The sequence below is a fragment of the Blautia intestinalis genome (genome assembly GCF_014297355.1).
Lineage (GTDB): Bacteria > Bacillota > Clostridia > Lachnospirales > Lachnospiraceae > Blautia_A > Blautia_A intestinalis.
The window spans coordinates 231,283-253,225 of sequence record NZ_JACOQE010000003.1; the positions used below are offsets into that span (position 1 = coordinate 231,283).

At 44.0% G+C, this 21,943-nt stretch carries 21 protein-coding genes; 19 read left to right on the forward strand and 2 right to left on the reverse strand.

Features of this window, described 5'->3' with window-relative positions; all coding sequences use genetic code 11:
• Positions 1–272: 272 nt before the first annotated feature.
• The 8 genes from H8Z79_RS07455 (at position 273) to pgeF (ending at position 7,001) form a co-directional block, all read left to right on the forward strand.
• The gene (locus tag H8Z79_RS07455; RefSeq protein WP_118039513.1) at positions 273–1,904 is read left to right on the forward strand and encodes a MotA/TolQ/ExbB proton channel family protein; all 1,632 of its coding nucleotides are present in this window, start codon (positions 273–275) and stop codon (positions 1,902–1,904) included.
• A gap of 12 nt (positions 1,905–1,916) precedes the next feature.
• Positions 1,917–2,912: an OmpA family protein gene (locus H8Z79_RS07460; protein WP_015542903.1), complete on the forward strand. Its 996-nt coding sequence runs from the start codon at positions 1,917–1,919 to the stop codon at positions 2,910–2,912.
• Between the two features lie 116 nt (positions 2,913–3,028).
• Entirely contained in the window at positions 3,029–3,376 is a 348-nt protein-coding gene (gene rplS / locus H8Z79_RS07465; protein ID WP_015542902.1) for a 50S ribosomal protein L19, read from the forward strand.
• A gap of 116 nt (positions 3,377–3,492) precedes the next feature.
• Positions 3,493–4,086, forward strand: a complete 594-nt coding sequence (lepB, locus tag H8Z79_RS07470) for a signal peptidase I (RefSeq protein WP_118039512.1) — start codon at positions 3,493–3,495, stop codon at positions 4,084–4,086.
• A gap of 7 nt (positions 4,087–4,093) precedes the next feature.
• Positions 4,094–4,948, forward strand: a complete 855-nt coding sequence (gene ylqF, locus H8Z79_RS07475; protein ID WP_015542900.1) for a ribosome biogenesis GTPase YlqF — start codon at positions 4,094–4,096, stop codon at positions 4,946–4,948.
• A complete protein-coding gene (locus tag H8Z79_RS07480; protein ID WP_118039511.1) occupies positions 4,948–5,703 on the forward strand; it encodes a ribonuclease HII in 756 nt (251 codons plus the stop codon). Before ylqF ends, H8Z79_RS07480 begins: the two co-directional genes overlap by 1 nt.
• Positions 5,704–5,778: 75 nt before the next feature.
• Entirely contained in the window at positions 5,779–6,129 is a 351-nt protein-coding gene (locus H8Z79_RS07485; protein ID WP_118039638.1) for a YraN family protein, read from the forward strand.
• A 20-nt stretch (positions 6,130–6,149) separates the two neighbouring features.
• Positions 6,150–7,001, forward strand: a complete 852-nt coding sequence (pgeF, locus tag H8Z79_RS07490) for a peptidoglycan editing factor PgeF (RefSeq protein WP_118039510.1) — start codon at positions 6,150–6,152, stop codon at positions 6,999–7,001.
• A gap of 70 nt (positions 7,002–7,071) precedes the next feature.
• On the opposite strand, the gene H8Z79_RS07495 is transcribed toward pgeF, so the two are convergent.
• Positions 7,072–8,244, reverse strand: coding sequence for a ribose-phosphate pyrophosphokinase (locus tag H8Z79_RS07495; RefSeq protein ID WP_015542897.1), 1,173 nt, complete (start codon positions 8,242–8,244; stop codon positions 7,072–7,074).
• A gap of 201 nt (positions 8,245–8,445) precedes the next feature.
• Here H8Z79_RS07495 and H8Z79_RS07500 point away from each other — a divergent pair, with 201 nt between their 5' ends.
• Genes H8Z79_RS07500 through H8Z79_RS07515 form a run of 4 tightly spaced genes read left to right on the forward strand, consistent with a single transcriptional unit; the run spans position 8,446 to position 12,798 of the window.
• Complete coding sequence (locus tag H8Z79_RS07500) at positions 8,446–9,828, forward strand: DUF512 domain-containing protein (RefSeq protein ID WP_118039509.1); 1,383 nt, start codon at positions 8,446–8,448, stop codon at positions 9,826–9,828.
• A complete protein-coding gene (gene der, locus H8Z79_RS07505) occupies positions 9,791–11,116 on the forward strand; it encodes a ribosome biogenesis GTPase Der (protein WP_015542895.1) in 1,326 nt (441 codons plus the stop codon). Before H8Z79_RS07500 ends, der begins: the two co-directional genes overlap by 38 nt.
• A gap of 5 nt (positions 11,117–11,121) precedes the next feature.
• Positions 11,122–11,778: a glycerol-3-phosphate 1-O-acyltransferase PlsY gene (plsY, locus tag H8Z79_RS07510; RefSeq protein ID WP_118039508.1), complete on the forward strand. Its 657-nt coding sequence runs from the start codon at positions 11,122–11,124 to the stop codon at positions 11,776–11,778.
• Positions 11,779–11,790: 12 nt separating this feature from the next.
• Complete coding sequence (locus tag H8Z79_RS07515; RefSeq protein ID WP_118039637.1) at positions 11,791–12,798, forward strand: NAD(P)H-dependent glycerol-3-phosphate dehydrogenase; 1,008 nt, start codon at positions 11,791–11,793, stop codon at positions 12,796–12,798.
• 147 nt (positions 12,799–12,945) lie between these two features.
• On the opposite strand, the gene H8Z79_RS07520 is transcribed toward H8Z79_RS07515, so the two are convergent.
• Positions 12,946–13,773, reverse strand: a complete 828-nt coding sequence (locus tag H8Z79_RS07520) for an aldo/keto reductase (protein ID WP_225876936.1) — start codon at positions 13,771–13,773, stop codon at positions 12,946–12,948.
• Between the two features lie 352 nt (positions 13,774–14,125).
• Between H8Z79_RS07520 and H8Z79_RS07525 the strand changes: the two genes are divergently transcribed.
• The 7 genes from H8Z79_RS07525 to acsB all read left to right on the forward strand — a co-directional run bounded on the left by H8Z79_RS07525 (position 14,126) and on the right by acsB (position 21,689).
• Positions 14,126–14,527, forward strand: coding sequence for a hypothetical protein (locus H8Z79_RS07525; protein WP_015542892.1), 402 nt, complete (start codon positions 14,126–14,128; stop codon positions 14,525–14,527).
• Positions 14,528–14,628: 101 nt separating this feature from the next.
• On the forward strand, positions 14,629–14,811 hold the full coding sequence (locus H8Z79_RS07530) for a CooT family nickel-binding protein (protein WP_015542891.1): 183 nt from the start codon (positions 14,629–14,631) through the stop codon (positions 14,809–14,811).
• Positions 14,812–14,882: 71 nt separating this feature from the next.
• Complete coding sequence (locus H8Z79_RS07535) at positions 14,883–15,809, forward strand: methylenetetrahydrofolate reductase (protein WP_015542890.1); 927 nt, start codon at positions 14,883–14,885, stop codon at positions 15,807–15,809.
• An 81-nt stretch (positions 15,810–15,890) separates the two neighbouring features.
• Entirely contained in the window at positions 15,891–16,661 is a 771-nt protein-coding gene (locus H8Z79_RS07540) for an ATP-binding protein (RefSeq protein WP_015542889.1), read from the forward strand.
• A gap of 171 nt (positions 16,662–16,832) precedes the next feature.
• Positions 16,833–18,725 (forward strand): anaerobic carbon-monoxide dehydrogenase catalytic subunit, encoded by a 1,893-nt coding sequence (cooS, locus tag H8Z79_RS07545; RefSeq protein WP_015542888.1) that lies wholly within the window; start codon positions 16,833–16,835, stop codon positions 18,723–18,725.
• A gap of 43 nt (positions 18,726–18,768) precedes the next feature.
• Complete coding sequence (locus H8Z79_RS07550; RefSeq protein ID WP_015542887.1) at positions 18,769–19,542, forward strand: ATP-binding protein; 774 nt, start codon at positions 18,769–18,771, stop codon at positions 19,540–19,542.
• A gap of 17 nt (positions 19,543–19,559) precedes the next feature.
• Complete coding sequence (gene acsB / locus H8Z79_RS07555; protein WP_118039507.1) at positions 19,560–21,689, forward strand: acetyl-CoA decarbonylase/synthase complex subunit alpha/beta; 2,130 nt, start codon at positions 19,560–19,562, stop codon at positions 21,687–21,689.
• The last annotated feature ends 254 nt before the right edge of the window (positions 21,690–21,943 follow it).

Here is a 21,943-nt window from a genome sequence, read left to right on the forward strand (position 1 = left end):
GATGCATGAGGAATATGTCTGCCAAAGCAGACTGCATCTGGCGCGCAAAGCGTAACAAGTCCATCAAAGATTGAGGGATTTAGGGAGGTTGAAGCGGACTTGTCCGCTTTGTTCCAGAAATATGAAAAATTTGTGAGAAACGGGTAAAGTCAGGAAAACAGCTTGTTCGTAAAATTGTGATATGATATGATAGAAAAGGCAGAAAATAGTATGAAATTAATGCTTTTTTGCAAAAAAACAAGAATAAATTAAACACTACAGGGAGGTTAGCTATGAGGAAAAAAATCATGAATGTCGTGTTGTTTCTGGCTGTACTTGCAGCTGCTCTCGGAATGACATTGTACGTAGGCAACAGTGCGGCAAGCGTGCTGATCTACAACTTTATTTTTCTCGGTATTATTGCAGTTGTCTATATCGTGGGGCTGTTGGGCGGAATGTTTCGCATGAATAAGCTTTCGCTTGCATTGAAGGATGCGGCGGACGAGCTGGAGGATGCCTTTAAAATGCCGGGAAGAGTAGCACCGGATAAAGTGGCATCACTGAACGGAATTTTTCATCATGCCTATCTGGATGGCAAGATGAAGGCATTTACAGACAGTATTGCGAAGAGCCAGGAAGGAATCGTGGATATTGAAGAGTTTCTGAATGAAGATGATCTCGATATGCACGTGCATAAACGGCTTCTGGAAATGGCACCGGATCTTTTTACCAGCATCGGTATCTTAGGTACCTTTGTAGGTCTGGTATGGGGACTTAAGGATTTTCAGCCATCAGATTATGCGGCAATGACGAGTTCCGTATCTTCGCTGGTTGATGGCATCAAGGTCGCATTCCTGACTTCCATTTATGGTATTGCGTTTTCTATCGTTTACACATCCGGAATGAAGAGCGAATATTCTTCTATGACAGAGAATCTTCAGATGTTTCTTGACCGTTTCCATACATATGTCATGCCGAGTGCAGAGACTGAGTCCATGAATCTTCTTGTTGCGAGCCAGAAGAATCAGACTGCAGCAATGAATCAGATGGCAGAGCAGTTTTCCGTAAAAATGGCAGACAGCTTTGAGAAAGTCATTACACCAACTTTCAAAAAAATGAACGATTCTATGGATACACTGGTTGATTCTGTGACCAGATGCCAGGAAGATGCAGTAAAAGAGATACTGGATGCATTCCTGAAAGAAATGAATGCATCATTTGAAACACAGTTTGCTGATTTCGGGAAAGCACTTACTCAGCTGAAAGATGCGCAGACGGACAATGTAAACTATACGACAAACCTCTATCAGGCTATGAGCAGGCAGCTCAGTGACGCATATGTAGAGCATGAGACTACAATGAAAAAGATGCTTGAAGAGTCCGTAAGCATTCAGAAAGAATATATTTCTGTGGCTGGCCGTATTGTACGGGACAATCAGACAATCCAGAAACAGCAGCAGGCAGATTACCAGCATCTTGCTGATTATCTTAAGGAAGCAGAGACCTCTTCTGCAAAATTCTGGGTTGCATGTAACCAGACCATGCAGAAATATGTTGAGGCTGCAGCGCAGGGAATGGAACGTATTTCCGCAGCGGGCAAAGGTAATGCAGATGTGGCAAAAGCAAATCGTGAAGTGGTTGAGGAATTTGAACAGAAACTTCAGGATTTTGCTCAGTATCAGAAACTGTCCTGTAAGACGATGGAACAGGTTCGTCGTCTGCTTGCAGATATCTCGGCGACAGGAAACGGAAATAATGTTCAGCTCAGCGGCGGACAGATTGCTCAGAAAGAGACGCTGGAAAGACTTCAGGAAACTATTCAGGAACGGGGTGACCGGCAGGAGGAACTTCTGGAAGAAATCTCCAGAAATATCCGTGAGCTTTCCAAGGGAGTCCAGAAAGGCAAATTCGGTTTATTCAGATAAAAGGAGAAACAGATGCGCAAAAAGAAAAAATCAGAAGGCAATGGATTTAACGTCTGGCGTTCTTATTCTGATATGATGGCAGGTGTGCTTCTGCTTTTTGTACTTATTATGTGCGTGACGCTTTTTCAGGCACAGAAAAGCTATAATGAAAGTCTGCAGGAGCGAGATGAGAAGATTGCGATACAGGAGCAGTACACGCAGGAACTTCTGGATAAACAGAATGCCATTGATGAAAAGGATGAGACACTGCAGAATCAGGATGAGCAGTTAAAGACACAGGATGAGAAGCTTGCCGAGCAGCAGAAACAGCTGGAGGCTCTTGCTGCAAAACTGAAAGAACAGGAATCAACGCTGAATGCACAGCAGACAGCACTTGATGAGAAGACGGCACAGCTGAAAGACCAGCAGGTGCAGATCGATCAGATCATCGGTGTAAAAGCGGATGTTATTGAGGCACTCAAAAATGAATTTTCCAAAAACAATATAAATGTTGACATTGATGCACAGACCGGTGCGCTGACTCTGGAAGCAAGTGTTATGTTTGATTATGATCAGGCAGAATTGACCGATTCCGGTAAACAGGCACTGGAGCAGATCCTTCCGATCTACTGTAAAGTACTTCTGCAGGACGATTACAAAGATTACCTCGCAGAGATCATCATTGACGGATACACGGATACAGACGGAGATTACAGTTACAATCTGCAGCTCTCTCAGCAGAGATCACTGGCAGTGGCGCAGTATCTGATCGATATTCAGGGCAATTTCCTGAATGACGAGCAGTCACAGGAACTCGAGAAGTATCTGACAGTCAACGGACATTCCATGGCAAATCCGGTGCTGGATGCAGACGGAAATGTAGATAAAGACGCGTCCAGACGAGTGGAAGTCAAATTCCGTCTGAAAGACGAAGAAATGATTGAGGAATTGAATCAGCTTCTTGCAGGCACAGACAGTCAGTCAGATGCCGCAAACCAAACAGATGCGGAAAATACAGAAAACAATTAAAATCTTCTTGCATTAGCATGGAGAGTATAGTATAATCAACAATGTTGTAAAAAAGATGGTCCTCTGTTACAGTCGTATGTATTAAGAACATCCAGATAAGAATAGGAGAGAATAAAATGAACGACATTATCAAAAACATCGAAGCTGCTCAGTTAAAAGCAGAAGTACCGGAGTTTCGTGTAGGTGACACAGTAAGAGTACACGCTCTGATCAAAGAAGGAAACCGTGAGAGAATTCAGATCTTTGAGGGAACTGTTCTTAAGAGACAGGGTGGAAGCACCAGAGAAACTTTCACAGTAAGAAAGAGCTCCAATGGTGTAGGCGTTGAGAAAACATGGCCGCTTCACTCCCCACACGTTGTTAAAGTAGAAGTTATCCGTCATGGTAAAGTTCGCCGTGCTAAGCTGAACTACCTGAGAGATCGTGTAGGTAAAGCTGCTAAAGTTAAAGAACGCGTCAGATAAGAAAATTTCAAAGGTTTCAGAAGCAGGGACAATAACGACAGCTATTGTCCCTCTTTTTGCATTGCATATCGAAGAAGCGGCAGTGTGTCTGCTGATTCCATTATGGGAGAATGAATATGGATATAAAAAACTGGAAACAAAGTCCAAAAATTCAGGAAGCAAAAGAAAAACTAGAAGACGAAAAAGTACGCGGCTTTATGCGCTGGGTGTTTGAGATCGTTGTGACATTGGTGCTGGCGGCTATGGTCGGCATTATGCTGTTTCAGACAGTGACGATGCAGGAAAGTTCGATGGAACCGACGATCGAGGTAGGCGACCGCTTTTTTATAAACCGTGTGGTATATAAATTTTCTTCCCCAAAAAGAGGAGATCTGATCGTGTTTCGAACGAATGCCAGTGATGATGCGGCACTGCATATCCGGCGTGTGATCGGACTTCCGGGAGAAACCATCCAGATTTCGGGTGGACGAATCCTGATCGACGGGGAAGTTTACAAAGAGGGCAAAGATTTTCCTATGATCAGTAATCCGGGACTTGCGTCCAGTTCTATTACGCTGGAATCCGGTGAATATTTTGTTCTTGGAGATAACAGGAACAACAGTGAAGACAGCCGTTATGCAGATGTCGGTATGATAAAGAAGCGCTATATCGCAGGCAAAATCTGGTTTACGTGTGCACCCTTTGAAAAACTGGGATTTACGAAAGGTTAGGTAATATATGAACGTACAGTGGTATCCGGGTCATATGACCAAAGCAAAGAGACAGATGCAGGAAGATCTGAAACTGATAGATCTGATTATAGAGCTGGTAGATGCCAGAGTGCCGCTTTCCAGCAGAAATCCGGACATTGATCAGCTCGGACAGAACAAATCACGCCTGATTCTTCTAAATAAGGCGGATCTTGCAGATGAGAGACAGAATGAGGCATGGAAAGAGTTTTTTCAGAGTAAAGGTTTTCATGTAGTGAAGGTGGATTCCAGAAATGGAGCCGGCATGAAGACAATACAGAATGTGATTCAGGAGGCATGCAAAGAAAAGATAGAACGTGACCGCAGAAGAGGAATCAAGAATCGTCCGATCCGTGCCATGGTTGCGGGAATCCCGAATGTAGGAAAATCTACATTTATTAATACCTTTGCAGGTAAGGCCTGTGCAAAGACCGGCAACAGACCGGGTGTTACAAAGGGCAAACAGTGGATCCGCCTGAATAAAAATGTGGAGCTTCTGGATACACCGGGAATCCTCTGGCCGAAATTTGAGGATCAGGAAGTTGGAATTCGTCTGGCATTTGTCGGTTCGATCAAAGACGATATTCTGAATATGGAAGAGCTGGCATTAAAACTGATCGACTATCTGAAAGAACATTATACAGGACTCCTCGAGAAACGTTATGGTATCTCTGAAGAGGGAAATGCCGTGGAAATTCTTGGTGAGATCGCAAAAGCGCGAGGCTGCCTCAAAAAAGGGGAAGAGCTTGATTATACAAAGGCTTCCGGACTTCTGTTTGATGATTTCCGAAGCGGAAAGATCGGACGCATCACTCTGGAGTGGGCAGAGCAGGAGAAAAACTGATGAAAAAAATCGGTGAAATAAAAGATGAATTTGCAGCGGCGGGAGAAGCCGACTGGCAAAATATGTGTGATCTGTACCGTGAAGATTCCAGAAGCGGTGTACAGAAACTGATCCTTCAGTATGAAAAGAAAATAAAAGCTCTGGAAGCGGAAAAACTTCGTATGGAACAGATGATGCAGTATGAGCACAAATACGAACATCTGGGATATCTCTGTGGGATTGATGAGGTAGGCAGAGGACCGCTGGCAGGTCCGGTAGTAGCATGCGCAGTGATTCTTCCGGCGGATCATCAGATTTTGTATCTGAACGATTCAAAGAAATTGACAGCACATAAAAGAGAAGAACTCTATGATGTTATCCTGCGGGAAGCAGTGGCTGTTGGAATTGGGATGGTCGGACCGGCGAAGATTGACGAGATTAATATTCTACAGGCAACCTATGAAGCCATGCGTCAGGCAATAAGCAAGCTGAAAGTTACTCCGCAGCTTCTTTTGAATGATGCGGTTACGATTCCGGGAATTGAGATTCCGCAGGTGCCGATCATAAAAGGGGATGCCAAAAGTGCGTCCATTGCAGCGGCAAGCATTGTGGCAAAGGTTACGAGAGACCGCCTGATGGCCGAATACGATAAAACACTGCCGGGATATGGTTTTGCATCCAATAAAGGCTATGGATCGACAGAACACATCGAGGCATTGAAGAAATTTGGTCCGACACCAATCCATCGTGTAACGTTTATTAAAAATTTTGTATGATAGTGAAGTTGTGTTATAATGATATAAAAATCTATACGAAAGATACCGACATAAAATCAGAAAAGAGTGTTTTGTATCAATAAAAGAAAAACAGGCAGTCGCTATGAAGATCAGGCGGCTGCCTTTCTGGAAAAACAGGGTCTGTTGGTGATCGAGAGGAATTTTCGCTGCAAGAGTGGAGAAATTGATCTGGTAGCCAGAGATGGGAAATATCTGGTGTTTGTCGAGGTGAAATATCGAAGTTCTGGGGGAAATGGGTACGCATCCGCAGCAGTAGACTGGCATAAACAGAAACGAATCAGCCGTGCGGCAAGTTTTTTTCTGATTCGTTATGGGTATCGGGAGCCGCCGTGCAGATTTGATGTTGTTGCGATTGACGGACAGCAGATCCGGTGGATCAAAAATGCATTTGATTATTGTGAGTGACAAAAGAGAGGAAGAACAGGATGACGGAAATAAGATGGCATGAGGGAACAGCCTTACATATGCAGATAAAAGAAAATAAAGGTGTGACCTGGCTTACATACCCGGCATTTGAACAGTTTAAAGATATTGTGCATGGATTCAGTACCAGACTGGGTGGTGTAAGCAAAGGAATTTATGCATCTATGAATCTCAGCTTTACAAGGGGAGATGAGGACGCTGCTGTCCGCGAAAATTACAGGAGATTTGCAGCCGCACTTGGCTTTTCGGAAAAAGACATCGTGACTTCGGATCAGACGCATACGGCAAATGTGCGTATCGTTACAGATGAAGACCGTGGAAATGGGATTACGAAACCGCGACCGTACACGGATGTGGACGGCATGATTACAAATGTGCGTGGACTGGTTCTGGCAACGTTTTATGCTGATTGTGTACCGCTGTATTTCATTGATCCGGTGCATCATGCAATTGGCTTATCTCATTCCGGATGGAGGGGAACGGTTTCAAAGATCGGGGCAGTTACGGTAAAGAAAATGCAGGAAACATATGGCACAGATCCGAAAGATGTTTATGCGGCTATCGGGCCGTCTATCTGTCAGGACTGTTACGAAGTCAGCGAAGATGTAATACAGGAATTTCAGAACTCTTTTGCTCCGGAACACTGGAAAACATTATTTTATAAAAAAGAAAACGGAAAGTATCAGTTAAATCTCTGGGAAGCGAATAAAATTATTTTTATGGAAACAGGCATCACGGAGAATCACATTTCAATGCCGGGAATCTGTACCTGCTGCAATCCGGAATTTTTGTTTTCTCATCGTGCATCGCATGGCAAAAGAGGAAATCTTGGGGCATTTCTCGGATTAAAATAGAGAAAATGATGAATGTATCTGAATAATACAGTAAAAGTGGGAGCTCGCATAATGCGAACTCCCATTGAATTTAGCGGTTATTTACTTTTTCCATAAGTTCCATGATCTTTTCGTTGCTGGAACGAACCTTTTCTACGGAAACATCATGATTGATGATGTCAATAATACTTGCAAGATATTTGCTCATATTTGCTTCAATGTAGTAAGGTTTTGTCAGAAGCTCCGGCAGACGGTAGTTGAGGTTGGTCGTGATAACTTTATCAATCCAGCCTTTCTCATAATATTCATCAAATTTGTCGAGACCATCTGTAAACAGACCGTATGTGGTGCAGATGAATACACGTTTTGCGTGGCGCTCTTTGATCTGCTTTGCAACATCCAGCATACTTTCGCCGGAAGAAATCATATCGTCGATGATAACAACATCTTTTCCTTCTACGGAATCACCGAGGAACTCGTGTGCAACGATCGGGTTCTTTCCGTTGATAACGGTAGAGTAGTCACGGCGTTTGTAGAACATACCCATGTCTACACCGAGAATGTTGGAGAAGTACACGGCTCTTGACATAGCACCTTCATCCGGGCTGATGATCATCAGATGATCATTGTCCAGTTTGAAATCTTTGACTTCTTTTACCAGAGCTTTCAGAAACTGATAAGTCGGGAAAAAGTTATCAAAGCCGTCCAGAGGAATTGCATTCTGAACACGTGGGTCATGTGCATCAAAGGTAATGAAGTTGGAGACACCCATATCTCTTAATTCCTGAAGCATCAGTGCACAGTCAAGAGATTCTCTCTTGGTACGACGGTGCTGACGGCCTTCATAAAGGAATGGCATGATGACATTGATTCTGTGTGCTTTACCGGTAGCAGCAGAAATGATACGTTTCAGATCCTGATAGTGGTTATCCGGAGACATATGGTTCTCATGACCGCAGACCTTGTAAGTAAGGCTGTAGTTTGTGATATCAACCATGATAAAAAGATCTGTACCACGAACAGATTCTTTGATGTATCCCTTACCTTCACCTGTACCGAAACGGATGATCTCGGAATCAACCAGGAAAGAAGGCAGGCTGTACCCCTGTGGAATCGTACTTGGCTTTTTCTTTGCCGCAAGTTCTTTACGGAATTTTACAAGTTTCTTGTCAACCTCCTTCGCCAGATCCTGACATCCTGCAAGTGCTACGATACGAATCGGAGCAGTTGGAGTTGATTTTTCAAGTAACTCTATATTTGGCATAATATTCCTCCTAGGTGTAGTATTCAAACTGAGTCCTAATACATTTATAACATTTGCCCTAAATCCAGTCAAGGAATTTATTGATTTTTACTTGTGAAATTGTTATAGTAGTAATATCTGGGGTAATATGTCTATTGGGACATTAAGAGTAAATTCTCATATAATGCAAACCAGATATGGTCATAATCAGAAAGGAATTCTATGAAAAAAAAGAAACATGTGATTTCCGGAGTTCTTCCCGGCAGTATCGGTGAAGAACTGGAACTGGAACCGGGAGATGTGCTGGCGGAGATCAATCACCAGCCGGTAGAAGATGTGTTTGACTACCGTTATCTCCTGAATGATGAATATATAGAACTTTTGATAGAGAAAGCAAATGGTGAGATCTGGGAACTTGAAGTTGAGAAGGATTACGACGAAGATCTCGGCATCGAGTTTGAAAATGGTCTGATGGATGATTACCGTTCCTGCAGCAATCACTGTATGTTCTGCTTTATTGATCAGATGCCGCCGGGTATGAGAGAGACCCTGTATTTTAAAGACGATGATTCCAGACTTTCTTTTTTGCAGGGTAACTATGTGACACTGACCAATATGAGTCAGGAGGATATAGAGCGTGTGATCAAATACCATCTTTCACCGATCAATGTATCTTTTCAGGCGATGAATCCAAAGCTTCGCTGCAAAATGCTGCACAACCGTTTTGCGGGAGATGCGCTGAAAAAAGTGGACCGGCTCTATGAAGCGGGGATCACGATGAACGGGCAGATTGTTCTGTGCAAAGGCGTCAATGATGGTGAGGAGCTGGAATACAGCCTTTGGGAAATGGCGAAATATGCACCGGTTCTTCAGAGTGTGTCCGTTGTTCCGGTCGGTCTGACGAAATTTCGTGACGGACTTTATCCTTTGGAACCATTTACAAAAGAAGATGCAAAGGCAGTTCTGGAGCAGATACACCGCTGGCAGAAGATTATGTACGAAAAACATGGAATCCATTTTATCCATGCTTCAGATGAGTGGTATATTCTTGCAGGAGAGGAGCTTCCGGAAGAAGACCGTTATGATGGTTATCTGCAGCTCGAAAACGGAGTTGGCATGCTCCGGCTTCTGGATACCGAGGTACGTGAAGCTGTTGCAGCAAGAGACGGAGACGACAGAGCATATCATGTTACTGTTGCTACAGGCAGACTTGCGGCACCATATATAAAGAAGTGTATGGAAACCATTCAGGAAAAATACCCGAAGATTACATTCGAAGTGATCGCAATAAGGAATGATTTTTTCGGAGAGAAGATCACAGTGTCGGGACTTATTACCGGACAGGATCTGAGTGAGCAGCTTTCCGGACGGGAACTTGGAGACAGGCTTCTGATTCCGTGCAATATGCTGAGAAGCGGAGAAAATGTTTTTCTTGATGATATTACAGTAACGGAACTTTCCGAGAAACTTGGAAGAGAGATTATCGTTGTAGATCCGGCAGGGGCTGATCTTGTATCGGCAGTGCTGGATCCGACAGAAAATAAAAAACAGATAAGGAGACAAATGTATGAGCAAACCGGTAGTGGCAATAGTGGGCAGGCCTAATGTAGGCAAATCCACGTTATTTAATGCGCTGGCAGGCGAAATGATATCAATTGTAAAAGATACCCCGGGTGTTACCCGCGACAGAATTTATGCAGATGTGACGTGGCTGGACAAGTCATTTACATTGATTGATACAGGCGGTATTGAACCTGACAGTGGAGATATTATCTTATCACAGATGAGAGAACAGGCGCAGATCGCCATCGATACAGCAGACGTGATCGTGTTTATTACAGATGTACAGCAGGGACTTGTGGATTCTGATGCAAAAGTAGCGGATATGCTGCGCAGAAGCCAGAAACCGGTTGTTCTGGTTGTAAATAAAGTAGACAGTGTCCAGAAATACATGATGGATGTCTATGAGTTTTACAATCTGGGAATCGGAGAACCGATTGCAATTTCTGCAGCAAACCGTACCGGTATTGGTGATATGCTGGATGAAATCGTAAAGGAATTCCCGGAAGATGCAGACACAGATGAAGATGATGATATTCCGAAGATTGCAGTCGTTGGAAAACCAAATGTAGGTAAATCTTCTCTGATCAACAAACTGCTCGGTGAGGATCGCGTGATTGTTTCTGACATTGCCGGAACGACCAGAGATGCCGTCGATGCAAAAGTCAAATGGAAGGACAGAGAATATATCTTTATTGATACGGCAGGACTTCGCCGTAAAGGCAAAATCAAAGAAGAACTGGAACGTTATAGTGTAATCCGTACAGTTACTGCAGTAGAGCGCGCAGATGTGGTCGTTGTTGTGATTGATGCAACGGAAGGTGTGACCGAGCAGGACGCAAAGATTGCCGGTATTGCACATGAACGCGGCAAGGGCGTTGTGATCGCAGTTAACAAATGGGATGCAGTCGAAAAAGATGACAAGACCATTTACAAGCATACAAACCGTATCCGTGAAGTACTTGCATACATGCCATATGCAGAACTGGTATTTATTTCTGCGAAATCAGGTCAGCGTCTGCCGAGACTGTTTGAAACAATTGATGCCGTTATCGAGAACCAGACTTTACGTATTCAGACAGGTGTCCTGAATGAGATCCTTTCCGAGGCAGTTGCAATGCAGCAGCCGCCGTCAGACAGAGGAAAACGTCTGAAGATCTTTTATATGACGCAGGTGGGGGTAAAACCACCGACATTTGTTATTTTTGTCAATGACAAAGAACTGATGCATTTCTCTTATACCAGATACATTGAAAACAAAGTAAGAGATGCGTTTGGTTTTCGGGGAACTTCCCTGAAATTTATTATCCGTGAACGCGGGGAAAAGAGCTGAGTAAAATGACGGAACGTTTGATTAGTATTCTGATCGGTTATGTGTTTGGACTTTTTCAGACATCCTATATCATTGGGAAAATGCATAAAACCGATATTCGCGAGCATGGAAGCGGTAATGCAGGAACGACAAATGCACTGCGTACCTTCGGCAAGAAAGCCGGTGCAATGACTTTGCTTGGAGACTGCCTGAAATGTGTACTTGCGATTGTGGTGGTCAGACTGATTTTTGCGGGCAGGGAGACAGAGATGATGCCGTTGCTCTGCATTTATGCTGCTGCAGGATGTATTCTCGGGCATAATTTCCCAATCACTCTTGGATTCAGAGGCGGAAAGGGAATTGCAGCGTCTGTTGGATTCCTGATCGCATTTGACTGGAGAATGTTTGTGATATGTGCAGTGGTATTTTTTGCACTCTTCTTTACGACGCACTATGTTTCTTTGTGTTCATTGACATCTTATCTGTCGGCTCTGATTGCGATGATTGTCTTTGGAGAGGCTGGCGGATATGGTATGGACAGAATACATACGACGGAAATGTACCTTGTGATGACTGCGCTGACTGTACTGGCATTCTGGCGTCACAGAGCGAATATTGTACGATTATCAAAAGGAACAGAAAGCAAGGTCTTTCTGAGCAAATCAAAAACAAAGAAAGGTTAAATGGTGGGGAAAATGGCAAAAGTAAATGTACTGGGAGCTGGAAGCTGGGGAACGGCCCTTTCACTGCTCCTGCACAAAAACGGACATCAGGTAAAACTGTGGTCGGCACTTGAAAATGAAGTAAAGATGCTGAATGAAAAACGTGAACACGAATCAAAACTTCCGGGAGTACGAATTCCGGAAGAAGTGGAAATTACGACAGATCTTGAGGGATGTCTGAGGGATGTTGATGTAGCAGTTCTTGCCGTGCCATCCCCTTTTACCAGAAGTACGGCGAAACAGATGGCCCCGTTTGTCAAAGAAGGTCAGATTATTGTTAATGTAGCAAAGGGCGTTGAAGAAGACACACTGATGACGCTGAGTGATATTATCAGTGAAGAGATTCCGGCAGCGAATGTCTGCGTTCTTTCCGGTCCGAGCCATGCAGAAGAGGTGGGAAGAGGCCTTCCGACAACTTGTGTGGTCAGTGCTGCAAAAAGAGAAACGGCAGAATATCTTCAGGGGATTTTTATGAGTCCGGTATTTCGTGTGTACACGACCCCGGATATCCTTGGGGTAGAACTTGGCGGAGCGCTGAAAAATGTCATTGCACTTGCGGCAGGCACCGCAGATGGCCTTGGATACGGAGACAATACAAAGGCAGCTCTGATCACGCGTGGAATCGCAGAGATTGCCCGCCTTGGCACAAAAATGGGAGCAAGCCAGGAGACTTTCTATGGTCTTTCCGGTATGGGGGATCTGATCGTAACATGTGCAAGTGTACACAGCCGTAACCGTAAAGCCGGATATCTTATGGGCAAAGGTTATACTATGCAACAGGCGATGGATGAAGTAAAGATGGTAGTAGAAGGTGTATATTCCGCAAAAGCTGCAAAGAGCCTTGCAGAAAAATATGATGTGGATATGCCGATCATCATGGAAGTAAATAAAGTACTATTTGAGGACAAGCCGGCTGCCGATGCGGTACGCGATCTGATGATCCGCGATAAAAAAGTGGAAACACCGATGCTTCCGTGGTAATGAACATAAAGATAAAACTACCGATATGAAATACAAAAGATGATGCAAGAGAAATATGCATAAGAAAAACCGACTGATCGCTCTGACCAGTCGGTTTTATTTTGTTGCATTAATGTGTGGATGTAGTTCTGAGTTCTAAAATAAAAATTAAAACACAATATCCCTGAGATCTTCCGGGATGGAAGAACTGTGATAATTCTGATTCAGTGTGTCAAGAAGATCCATATCTTCCTGCTCAATAGTAAAATCAAAAATTCTGGCATTAGAAGCAATACGTTCCGGGTGGGTGGACTTTGGTATTACGGAAATTCCCTTCTGGATTGCCCAGCGAAGTCCGATCTGAGCCGGTGTATGCGCGTATTTGGTGCCGAGAACACAAAGAATATCATTGTCAAGATAAGCACCTCGCGCCAGCGGAGCATAAGCCTGTACCTGTATGCCGTTTGCCTGACAGTATTCGATCAGTTCTTTCGGGTAGCAGAGAGGGTGGCATTCAATTTGGTTAACAACAGGAACAATACCGGAAATTCTGCGAAGCTCTTCAAGGTGGCGAATTTCAAAATTGCTGACTCCGATAGAAAGAGCACGACCGGATTCAAGGATTTTTTCCATGTCCTTCCATGTGTTTAAGAAACAGCCGGGAACCGGCCAGTGAATCAGGTACAGATCAATGTAATCCAGGCTGAGACGGTCAAGGCTTCGCTGCAGAGAACCTTCTACATCACCAAGCCGCTGTGCATTATTCCAGATCTTTGTGGTAACAAAAAGATCTTTTCGGGGAATACCGCATTTTGCAAGTGCATGTCCGACGAACTCTTCGTTTTTATAAGCAGATGCCGTATCAAACAGGCGGTAACCGTTCTGAACAGCAGCGGTAATAGCTGTTTCTGCCTCGGCATCGTCAGTAATCTTATATAATCCCAGACCAAGCAATGGCATGGTACGATCATTGTTTAAAAATACGGAAGTGGTCAAAATGATTCCTCCTTGTTAGCAAAATTCACAATTTTTGTTTATTATAACATAAAATTGTGAAAGAAGAACATCAAATATGTTAAAAAATTAATACAAGTGGGAAAGAAAAGCGTAAACAACTAGTTGTTATTTATTTGACAGGGGCGTTATTTATGTAACGAATAAAAACATGTCGATTTAAAAAAATGTAAAAAAAAGTGAGTGAACGACAACTGTTTTTGTCTATTTTTTCTTATTATATCCTTGATAAACAGAAATAAAAGATGTATAATGGATTTAATTGATAAATTCTTGTCATAAGTGCGCCTGTTTACAGGCGTTCCGGAGGTAGAACCGGAGAAAGGAGCACGATATGCATCTTATTAAAGATGAGAACGGAAATCTCGTTCATCACGGACATGAACATACACCGGAGCATTCTCATGAACATACTCATGCGGACGGTGTGACACATACACATTCCCATGTACATGGTGATGGGGAACATGCACATTCTCATGGTGACTGTGGAAGTACAGATCACTGTGGATCCTGCGAGGGTGGTGACTGCAAGAAAGAAACCGTTGCACTGCTGACATATATGCTTCAGCATAACGAACATCACGCAGCGGAACTTGATCAGATGGCTGATAACCTCGAAAAAATGGGACTGAGCAGCTCTGCTAAGACAATTAAAGAAGCAGTGGCTGATTTCCAGAAAGGCAACATGCGTCTGGGCCTTGCGCTGACTTTGGTTAAAGAAGAAATGAAATAAGTCAGCGGGTTTCGAAGACTCACAGGAATGCGAAAATTACTAAATAATGAAGCAATTCGTAAGTACAAAGAAAGACAGTGACATAGTCAGGAGGCAGAAATATGTGTCTTGCAACAGTATATAAAGAAAGTGACGATTCTGTAATCTTCAAAAATGTAGCCAGAATCGATGTGGACGGTAACAAACTTGTACTCAGAGATATCATGGGTGATGAAAGAGTTGTAGAAGGCCGTATCCTTATGGTGGATCTGGCCAACAGCATTGTAAAACTTGCCTGTGAATAAATCTCAGTCAGATCTTAAGGGTGATAACGAAAACCCATTAGATAAAAAACATATATGTGGAGGTATGTATTATGGCAACAGTAAAATTAACAGAACTGATGAAAGAAAGACAGCTCCTCTCCTTCGAACTCTTCCCGCCGAAGACAGACAAGGGAATGGAAAACCTTCCGGGAACGATCGAACATCTCTGTGAGTTCAAACCGGAATACATTTCTGTTACATACGGAGCAGGCGGCGGAAACGTCGGCACCAACAGAGAAGTATGTCAGATGGTTAAGAAAGCCGGCACTGTACCGGTAACTCATTTCACAGTTATCAAAAACACAAAAGAGGGAATCAAAGATCAGCTTGAAACTTATTTAAGCGAAGGCGTTGATCATATCCTTGCACTTCGTGGTGACTTCCCGCGTGGAGAGAATTCCACAGGCGGAGATTTTAACTACGCAACAGACCTTGTTAAATTTATCCGTAAAGAATTTGGCGACAAATTTGAAATCGCAGTAGCAGGTTCACCGGAAGGACATATTGCATGTCGCAGTCTGGATGCTGATATATCTGTCCTTAAAATGAAACAGGACAACGGTGCTGACTATATCATGACTCAGCTTTGCTGGGATATGGAACAGTTTGCACGCTGGCAGGACAAAATCCGCAAAGCCGGTGTTACAATGCCAATCGATGTAGGTATTATGCCAATCCTTGATCAGGCTGCTACAATCAACATGGCACTGTCCCGTAACGGCTGCGTAATGGATCGTGAACTTTCCAGACTGATTTCCAAATACTGGATTTTCCCGAACCCATTCGACAAAGCTCCATTCGACGATGCTCTTGAGCAGAAGAAAGAAGATTTCAAGAAAGCCGGTATCGAATACACTATCAAACAGATTGATAAATATCGCGCTCTCGGCGTAGAAGGTATCCATCTGTATGCACTGAACAAGTGGAAAGACGTAAGCGAGATCATCAAAGAATCCGGTATGCGTACACTTGTATAACTCGAAGTAAGACTAGAAAGATTAAATTACGGATTTATAATTTCATAAATGCGGAATTAGAGCAGGAGGCACTCTATTATTATGGCACACGTGATTGCTGTCGCCGGAAAAGGCGGCGTTGGTAAAACTACTTTATGCGGAATGTTGATTCAGTATCTCTGTGAACAGGGCAAAGGACCGATCCTTGCAGTAGATGCAGATGCAAACTCCAATCTGAATGAAGTTCTCGGAGTGGAAGTTGAGACAACTCTCGGCGACGTCAGGGAAGAAATTGCACAGGCAGAACTGGTGAAAGAAAGCCCGATTCCGAAAGGAATGTCCAAAGCAGATTACGCAGAGATGCGTTTTGAAGATGCGTTAACTGAAGAAGATGATTTTGACCTTCTCGTTATGGGAAGAACACAGGGAAAAGGCTGTTACTGTTATGTAAATGGCCTGCTTCAGGCGCAGCTCGCAAAATATCAGAACCATTATCCATATATCGTTGTGGATAACGAGGCGGGTATGGAGCATATCAGCCGGGGTGTCCTTCCGTCCATGCAGACAGCAATCCTTGTCAGTGACTGTTCCAGAAGAGGGATTCAGGCGGTTGGCAGAATTGCAAAACTGATCGATGAATGCAATATGCACCCGGAATCAGTAGGACTTATTGTGAACCGTGCGCCGAAAGGCGAACTGAACGATGGAATCAAAGAAGAAATAGAGAAACAGGGTCTGCACCTTCTCGGTGTAGTTCCACAGGACGATACAGTCTATGAATATGACTGCGAAGGCCGTCCGACAGCGTCTCTTCCGGAAGATAATCCGGTGAAGGCCGCACTGAAAGAAATTATCAAAAATTTAAATCTGTAAAGAAAGACCCTTGCTGTCGGATCTGACGGCAAGGGCATTTGTGCTGGAAAAAGCACTTTTTATTAATTCAAAAATAACCCATGGCGGGGGATGGGTTCTGTCAGTGAGGTTATTACATAAAAAAGAAAGAAAAGTACATGTCAATTCATGTATCATTAAAGGAGGTCTATAATGAGTGAATTCAAATTAACTACAGTGGAAGAATTTGAAGCTGCTACCGACAGACTGTTGGAAACTGGCGCAAAGGTAGGCGCAGATGCATGGCAGTTTCGTGTAAAAAACCAGACTCCACACTGTAAGTTCGGTGAGCAGGGTATCTGCTGTCGAATCTGTGCTATGGGACCATGCCGTATCACACCTAAAGCTCCGAGAGGAGTCTGCGGATGTGACGCACACGGTATCGTAGGAAGAAACTTCCTGAAATTCACTGCAGGCGGTGCTGCTACTCATTCTGATCACGGTCGTGAAATCTGCCACACACTGTACTGTGCAAAAGAAGATGGAAACTATAAGGTAAAAGATCCTGCGAAACTGATCCGTATTGCAAAAGAATGGGGCGTAGAAACAGAAGGAAAAGATATCTATGATCTGGCTCATGAGATGGCTGAGATCGGTCTGATGGAATATGGTAAACCATTCGGATATCAGAGATTCCTTGACAGAATGCCGGAAGGACAGAAAGAAAAACTGATCGAGAACGAAATCGCACCACGTGCTATCGACCGTGAGGTTGCAACTTCTATGCACATGGCTCATATGGGATGTTCTTCTCTTCCGGAAGCGCTTGTAAAACAGTCCCTTCGCTGTGGCCTGGCTGATGGATGGGGCGGTTCCATGATGGGAACAGAGTTCTCTGACGTATTATTCGGAACACCGAAGCCATTGGATACAGAAGCAAACCTTGGTGTAATGGTTGAAGAAAACGTAAACATCGTTGTACACGGACATGATCCGAGCCTTTCTGAGATGATCTGTGAATATGCAGACAGCAAAGAAATGATTGATTATGCAAAATCCGTAGGAGCTAAAGGAATCACAGTTTCAGGTGTATGCTGTACTTCAAACGAAGTAGCTATGCGTCGTGGCGTTCCGATGGCCGGTAACTTCCTGCAGCAGGAGAACGTAGTACTGACTGGAGCCTGTGAAGCAATCGTAGTTGACGTTCAGTGTATCTTCCCTGCATTAGGACCTCTGAGCAAATGCTTCCACACCAAATTCATCACAACTTCTCCGATTGCCCAGATGCCGGATGCTGAGTTCATCAGATTCAATGCTGAGACAGCCGGAGAAAATGCAAAAGCAATCGTTAAGATGGCAATCGACAACTTCAAGAACAGAAAACCAGAGCTTGTACATATCCCACAGCTGAAACAGAAAGCTACTGTTGGTTACTCCGTAGAAGCAATCGTTAAAGTCCTTGATGGAGTTACAAACTCTCAGGTAGACGAAACAGGAACAACAAAACCGTTACTTGAGTGTATCACTTCCGGTGTTATCCGTGGTGCCGTTGCTATGGTTGGATGTAACAATCCGAAGATCCGTCCTGACTACGCACATATTGAACTGATGAAGAAATGTATCGCAAACGATATCGTGATCATCGCTTCCGGATGTTCTGCACAGGCCGCTGCAAAAGCTGGTCTGATGGACAAATCCGCAAGAGAACTCTGCGGTGCAGGTCTGAAACGTGTCTGTGAGCTGGCTGATATCCCACCGGTACTCCACATGGGATCCTGCGTAGATATCTCCCGTATGATGATCCTGGCTGCTGAACTTGCAAAAGATTCAGGACTTCAGATCAATCAGCTTCCGGTAGTCGGATGTGCTCCTGAGTGGATGTCTGAAAAAGCTGTATCCATCGGTAACTACGTAGTAGGTACTGGTATTGATACCTTCCTTGGTGTTGATCCATATGTTTCCGGTTCTTCAGAGATGGGTGAACTTCTTACAGAAGGAACAAGAAAATGGACAGGTGCTGCTTACACAGTAGAAACAGATATCGAGAAATTAGTTGATCTGATGATCGAAAGAATTGAAGAAAAGAGAACAGCATTAGGAATCTAATTTGCTGTAATCTAAAATTGTAATAAAAGGTGGATGACATAAAATGAAAATAGCAGTTACAGGAAAAGGCGGCGTAGGCAAAACTACTTTTGCAGCAACGCTCGCGAGATTGTATGCAGCAGAGGGCAGACCGGTACTTGCAGCAGATGTGGACCCGGATGCAAATCTTGGCCTGGCGCTGGGATTTGATGAAGAAACACTGGATTCTATCGTGCCGATTTCCAAAATGCGTAAGCTTGTGGAGGAACGCACAGGAGCAACTGCAGGAAATCAGTTCTATCATCTGAACCCAAAGGTAGACGATATTCCGGATAAATACGGTAAGGTCTGCAACGGCGTACGGCTCCTTGTCCTGGGAACTGTCGAGACAGGCGGCGGCGGATGTGTATGTCCGGAGCATGTAATGCTGAAACGTATTATTAACAATCTGGTGTTGAGAAGAGAAGATGTGGTGATTCTTGATATGGAAGCCGGCCTGGAACATCTCGGCAGAGGAACCACAGAGGGAGTTGACGCATTTATCGTAGTGATCGAACCAGGTGCAAGAAGCGTACAGACCTACAAGAATGTCAAGAGACTTGCCAGTGATCTTGGAGTAGCACAGGTTAAGGTTGTGGCAAACAAGGTCAGAAACACAGAAGATGAGGAATTTATCCGTTCCAGAATTCCGGCAGAAGACCTTCTTGGCATACTCCATTACAATACGGAGGTTATCGACGCTGACCGTCAGGGTAAATCCCCTTATGATTTCAGTGAGACTGTAACAGCTGAAATCACAAAAATAAAAGAAAAGATTGATCAGAATTCAAATCTGTAAAAACAGGAGGTATTAAAGTGACTTTATTTGATAGAGTATTCGGCGGAAATGATGCTGTATATGGTTTAACAGAGGGCGCTATTGACGGAGCAATCGCTCAGTATGGCGAAGACAAAGCTGTCAGCTTCCCGAACACCGCTTACAGCCTTCCATGTTACTATGCTGTAACAGGAACCAAAGTTACGACTTTAAAAGAATTAAAAGAAGCTCTTGGTGTTGTTAAAACACTTATGACAAGAGAAAAAAGATTAAACGATGCATTCATGTCCGGTGTTGCTACAGCACTTTGCGCAGAATTCATTGAAGTTCTCAAATATATTGATGGTGCAACACCATACGAAGAACCATGCTACGGACATCTTGCAGATGCAGTAATCCGTGAGCTTGGTGTACCGCTTGTAACAGGAGATATCCCTGGTGTAGCTGTAATCCTTGGCTCTGCTCCATCCGTAGAAGAAGGTGTTGCTCTTGTAAAGAGCTATCAGGCACAGGGTATCCTCGTAACACTGGTTGGCGGAATCATCGACCAGGTTGCAGAAGCAGGAATGAAGACAGGTGCAAACGTACGTGTTATTCCGCTCGGCAAAGACGTTACAGCAGTTATCCATGTAGTATCCGTTGCACTTCGTGCAGCACTGATCTTCGGTAATGTAACACCGGGTGATGCAGGCACACTTATGAAATATACAATGGACCGTGTACCGGCATTCGTAAACGCATTCAAACCTCTGGATGACGTGATCGTAGCCTGTGGTGCAGGTGCGATCGCACTTGGTTTCCCTGTTATCACAAACGAAACAGAAAATATCTTCCGTGTGCCAAAGAGCCTGATCGTTCAGGAAGACGTAAGCAAATTCAATGCTACATCTCTTGAAGCACGTGACATCAAGATCAAAATTACAAATATCGATATCCCTGTTGCATTTGCATCTGCATTCGAAGGTGAGATCATCCGTCGTAAAGACATGCAGGTTGAGTTCGATGGTTCCCGTGTAGACTGTGCAGAGCTTGTTCAGACATGTGACGCTTCTGAAATTGAAGACCACAAGATCACAGTAGTCGGACCTGAAGTAGATGACATGGAACTTGGAAGCAAGAACAGCATTGCATATGTTGTAAAAGTTGCCGGCAAGAACATGCAGCCAGACTTTGAACCGGTTATCGAGCGTAAATTCCACAACTACATCAACTGTATCGAAGGTGTATATCATACAGGACAGCGTGATATGCAGCGTATCCGTATCAGCATTGATGCATTCAACGCAGGATTCAAGATCAAACATATTGGTGAAGTTCTTTACGCATCTGTTAAAAATGAATTTGACGCAGTTGTTGATAAGTGTGAAGTTGTTATCTATACAGATCCGGCAGAATGTACAAGAGTACGTCATGAAGTTGCAATCCCGATCTTTGACAAACGTGATGAACGTCTTGATACTCTGACAGATGAATCTGTAGACGTATATTACAGCTGTATCCTCTGCCAGGCATTCTCCCCGAGCCATGTCTGCGTAGTAACACCAGAAAGACTTGGTCTCTGCGGTGCCGTTTCATGGCTGGATGCAAAAGCTACACATCAGCTTGATCCGAACGGACCTTGTCAGGTAATCACAAAAGAACGTCCAATCGATGAGAACCTTGGTTCTTACGAAGACGTTGATGAAGCTGTTCAGAAATTCTCACAGGGTGCTCTGGAGCACGTTACACTGTACTCTATCATGCAGGATCCTATGACTTCCTGCGGATGCTTCGAGTGTATCTGTGGTATCGAGCCGTTCTCCAACGGTGTTGTAATCGCTAACCGTGAGTATGCAGGCATGACACCACTTGGAATGACCTTCCCTGAGATGGCTTCCATGACAGGCGGCGGTGTTCAGACACCTGGTTTCATGGGACATGGAAAACACTTCATTTCCTCCAAGAAATTCATGAAGGCTGAGGGTGGTATCGAACGTATCGTATGGATGCCGAAAGAACTGAAAGAATTCGTTGCTGAACGTCTGAACAAGACAGCTCAGGAACTTTACGGAATCGAAAACTTCACTGATATGATCGGTGATGAGACAGTAGCAACAGATCCGGAAGCACTGGTTGAATACCTTACCGAAAAAGGACATCCGGCACTTGCAATGGATCCAATGATGTAAACCCCTCGAGGGCCAGGAGTGCTTGAACTCCTGACCCGGGGGTTTAACCTTGAAACTCGAATCGCAGCGTAAAGTTGCGTAAGCAACGAGCTGAGAGAGAGTTTTAAGGTTTACGCAGGAAAAATTCAGGGTTTATCTGAAATAAAAATCGAATCACAACGTAAAGCTGTTGCAAACAACCGGCTGTGACAGTGCAAAATCTTTGCACATGTGACGATTTTTGATATTTTTTTAACGTAAAAGCCCCGTGTTAT